This window comes from Paenibacillus sp. P5_B5, assembly GCF_056400365.1.
Genome location: NZ_JBFULK010000039.1, coordinates 1 through 4,729 on the forward strand (window position 1 = coordinate 1; position 4,729 = coordinate 4,729).

Here is a 4,729-nt window from a genome sequence, read left to right on the forward strand (position 1 = left end):
TTATTCCGTCTTGGGGACAGCAGATTGGATAGAGAGTTACGCTTCGAGTACGGGGTTAGATATAAATTTTCTACGAATTCCGTTATCAATATTTAGTGAAAATGATGTAAGCTTTACATTTCCAGATAGTATGGTTTCATTTTGGATGGAAAGAGATAAACCTGAAGAATATTACAACGCTAAATATCATGGGCAGATTTTTACAATGTCAGAAGTAAAGTCTATGATGACAACTGATGTAATGAATAACCTTGAATCAATGATTCCTAAAGGAACGATACCTTATGTTGAAGCACAGATCTGGAATCATGAAATTGCAATGAATTTCTACAATAATCAAATGTTAAACCTTAAAGATAGGAATAGATTATCTAACGGGACACGATAGTGTGGAGCTGCCGCAAGGATAGCTCCTCTTTAATGTCCGTTGAAGGAAACAATTTTTTGAAAAGTACATCAAAATAGGAAGGTTCCCACTACTCCGATATCGAAATTTTTATGGAAGTGGTGATTCATATATGGATGTTGAATTTCGACACATTGTGCGGGCGGTGATTGTTGATAAAAATAAAATATTAATTGCAATGTGCGTGGATAACTAACTTTTATGCTTAACAAATCACCGAAGGAATCATCGGTATCCTCATTGAGCTCCCTCGAAAAGATTCACAAATCTCACTCAAGCTTATGAATTCGCAGGTACATAAACAATATAATCCATTAACAAGGAGGTCTCATACATGATCATTACTGTGCAAATGGTACTGAATCGCCTCATCGAACCGGTTGGCCATCTGGAATCGACCATCGATACGCTGAAGAGCGGACGCTTGAATGCTGAGGTACGAAAAGTGGCCGTTGTGTTCATGGCCACTTATGCTGTAATAAAGCAAGCAGTTGAATCAGGTGTCGATCTGATCATCACACACGAGCCGACATACTACAACCATATGGATGAAGTTGAATGGTTGGAAGGGGACCAGGTATATGAGAGGAAACGAAAGCTCATTGAGGAATCAGGGATTTCGATATTCCGATTGCATGATTATGTCCACAAATACAAGCCAGACGGTATTCTAGTAGGCATGCTAAAGAAGTTGGAGTGGGAAGCTTATGCCAGTCCTGAGAAGATGAGCCTACTTGCATTCCCCAATGATGAACAGCATACCGTCCGTACCATAGTCACCCATTTGAAAAATAAACTCGATATCGATAGCATGCTGGTGGCCGGAGACCCGGAAATGCCAGTTAGGCGATTCGGACTGATGCCTGGTGCGTCAGGCGGTCGTTCGCATATCAAATACTTTGAGAGCAGAAATATCGATCTCTTAATCGTTGGCGAGACGAATGAATGGGAGACGAACGAATATGTGAGAGATGCAACGGATATGGGACTTTCAAAGGCGCTGATTATTACAGGACATCAGAACAGCGAGGAGGCAGGGATGCTAACAGTCGTGGAAATGGTGCGTGAAGCATTCCCCGATCTTCAAGTAGATTTTATTGCGAGCCCTCTCGCGGTACAGCGCATTTGAGTGTTGACGGAGGCAATATTCTCGGATTTTGTTATCGAACTATAATATTTTCGTAACTACCACTACGCTAACGGGACACTATAGCTCAATAGTCAACAGGAGAAGGCTGCCGACAGCAATGGTGACTTATGATCCGTTTTATGGGCTCTTTTTTCAAAGTGGCCATAAAACGGGTCACAGTTCATAAATCGACAGCCTTTATCAGCTAACGGACAGTTATGGTTAATACGATCATCATATATTCTGTTATACTAAGGTGTCTTTTTTTTTATGATCAAGAGGTTATGAAAGTGGTGTTTGAAATAAAATATCAGTGGAGAATCACAAAATATAACCCGATTTTTAGAAATGAAAAAGATCATTATTTATTAGATGAATGGACTTGTCCATCTGAAATTGGGGAAATAATAAATGGGGATTTATTTACATTAGAAAAATATCTCCTTATTGAACATGCTTATGTAGAGACAATAATAGCGTTTTTAAATGAAATGAGGCAATATTCTCTGCGTGTGATCCAGGCATCTAATAGATTGATTTCACACGAAGATAAGAAATCAGTGTTATATGACCATGAATTTGGTGAGATCAATATTACGGAAGATATGATTGTGAACATAAATGAAATTCGCATTATATGCAAAATGATATTAAGAAATTTTGCTGACTGTCAGTTATTTTCCACAGATAATTTTTTTGTGCATTTTGGTTGGGATTATTATATGTTCATTGGCAGTAGTCAAAAATCTTTAACTGCACTTGAATTTGCAACAAAAAGTGGTCTTTTTGTTGAGGAATGTAGTTCACCGTATTACTTCGAGGAAAAAGATACAACAAGATTAGTCCAATGGAATGAAATTGACGATGAAATCAAGATAGTTGTTGGTAATGAGGAAATTAAAGATGTGCCATTAGAGGAATATCGAAAGGTATTTAATTTATCAGAAGAACATCCAGTTTTTGGTTCATTTGAAATAACAATAGAACAGATGGAATTCTTTCAGAAATTCTTAAATCATAAAATGGATTTTAGAAAGTATGAATATGGATTTTGGGCTGGTCATTGAATAGCATGACATTCAACTAACGGGACACTATAAAGCTGAAACAGAGGAATTAACACCATATATTCAACGAAATGTAATGGCAAAAATGGAGTTAAATGCAGTTAAAGAAAGTCAAGTGTCGGTTGACACAAATATTGTCCGATTAATTTCCACGTATAACGTGGTTTTTTTATTTTATCGGATCAAATTGTTGTCAAAACAAAATGACAAGAATCAGATCCGATTGCCGACTAATGACAACATTTTGATCTGATTGCCGTGGAAAATAAAGTTGTAGACTAGACATAGGCATTAAGCTAACCAGCTAATTGCTTGTCAAGATTACCAGTAAAGTGGAGCTAAAACATGTGATATAGTTTAAATAGACATTGCTGTGCATCCAATTCAACAAATTGACCAGTAGTATCATAGCGGCAACGCCACTTCCCAACGTTTAATGGAATGTCAAAATAGGTTCTTTCGGGAGTTGTTATATCTGGCTTATGGAAAAAAGCTGATATTTCAATTTCAACACGGTAGCTAAAAAAGGTATCATCAAGTAATACCGGTGAAAATCCAATGCAATGTAATGTAATGAATCTCCACGTTTTGCATCTTTTAGGAATTTCCTTCACCCGCAATGACACGGTACCGCCTACCTTTCACAACAAAAACAGGCCGGATTGAGCACATCAGTCCGGTTTGTCTATTAACTCCTATTTACAATTCGTATTAGTTTAATATGCTACCTATCATAGTGTGATGTCAAAGGCAAAAGAAACCTCAATCCCCATATAAAAATATCAGGAGAAATAGAGACAATATGTAACATTTTACGACACCACATCGTCTATATTATAGTAGAGGAGAGCTAGATTGATCGCTATTCTAGTTCATTGTAAATCTCTACTATTATAAATGAGTAGGGAGTAGAGTATGAATAAGCGAGTAAATCAACGGATGAGTCAACAGAAACAGAGGAAACGTAGAAGAAGAACATTATTTTTCTCTGTCGTATGCATAGTTGCTATAGCGAGCTTTTTGTTAATTCGTTATGAGAATTTATTTGATCAAGCGACTGAAGAAAATGTAGAGAATATAGTACCTTCTGCTCAACCTACACAAATGCCGACAATGGAAGCGCCGAACACCGAACCATCTACAACAGACACACCAGTTACGAAACCACCTATTCAGACGGATAAGCCTGAGACGACAGCAAAACCTCTGGCTACAGCAAAACCTAAGGCAACTCCAAAGCCTAGTACAGATTCATCTGGAATTGCAGTGATTGCTAAGCCATCCAGTATTGGTGTATTGGTAAACAAGCAGAATAAGCTGCCTGAAGATTATAATCCTACTGATTTAGTATATCCGGATGTTGCATTTGTTTTCAAAGAAAAAATCGACAAACGTAAGATGCGTAAGGAAGCAGCTGGCGCATTAGAAGAGATGTTTGCCGCAGCTAAGGAGGATGGTATTCATTTGGCGGGTGTATCTGCCTACCGTTCCCATGCCACTCAGACCGCATTGTTTGATCGCTATGTCAAAAAAGATGGATTAGAAAAGGCAAAAACTTATAGTGCATATCCAGGTACGAGTGAGCATGAAACAGGGCTCTCGATTGATGTCTCTGGTAGTGATGGTAAATGTGCGGCTCAGGATTGCTTCGGAGGTACCGAAGAAGCCGAGTGGTTGGACAAGCATGCTCCGGAATATGGATACATTATTCGTTATCCTAAAGGAGACGAGGCGATAACAGGCTATATATATGAGCCGTGGCATATTCGTTATGTAGGACAGGAGATTGCACAAGAGATCGCGGATAAAGGAATTACACTTGAGGAGTATTATGGTGCCATTCCGGTGTCGAAATAACTAAAAAATTAACATCAAAGCGCATAATGATCCGGTAGAAGCGGGGAAACTTACGCTACAATCCAAGAGTAAAGAGAGTTGTCGGGTGACAAGAACATTATCTCATTAAAAACCGCGTAAATGGTATTATCCCCTTTAAGTAGACACTCAAAAAAACCGTCATGTTATCATGAGGGTTGGGAGTGACTCTTGGAGGGGATATTTTTATGGCTAAAAAAGGACAATCATTTCAAACATATACAGAAGAATTCAAACTGAAGGCGGTCAAAG

The 4,729-nt window shown here is 38.4% G+C and carries 3 protein-coding genes and 1 pseudogene; all 4 read left to right on the forward strand.

What is annotated here, in order from left to right; translation table 11 throughout:
* Positions 1 to 388 (forward strand): annotated as a pseudogene (locus AC1DOK_RS24240) (hypothetical protein); the annotation flags it as partial.
* A gap of 370 nt (positions 389 to 758) precedes the next feature.
* Positions 759 to 1,535 carry a Nif3-like dinuclear metal center hexameric protein gene (locus AC1DOK_RS24245; RefSeq protein ID WP_477556861.1) on the forward strand — a complete coding sequence of 259 codons (777 nt, stop codon included), beginning with the start codon at positions 759 to 761 and terminating at the stop codon, positions 1,533 to 1,535.
* 284 nt (positions 1,536 to 1,819) lie between these two features.
* A complete protein-coding gene (locus AC1DOK_RS24250; RefSeq protein ID WP_477556859.1) occupies positions 1,820 to 2,602 on the forward strand; it encodes a DUF7683 domain-containing protein in 783 nt (260 codons plus the stop codon).
* A gap of 915 nt (positions 2,603 to 3,517) precedes the next feature.
* Entirely contained in the window at positions 3,518 to 4,459 is a 942-nt protein-coding gene (locus AC1DOK_RS24255; RefSeq protein ID WP_477556860.1) for a M15 family metallopeptidase, read from the forward strand.
* Positions 4,460 to 4,729: the final 270 nt, after the last annotated feature.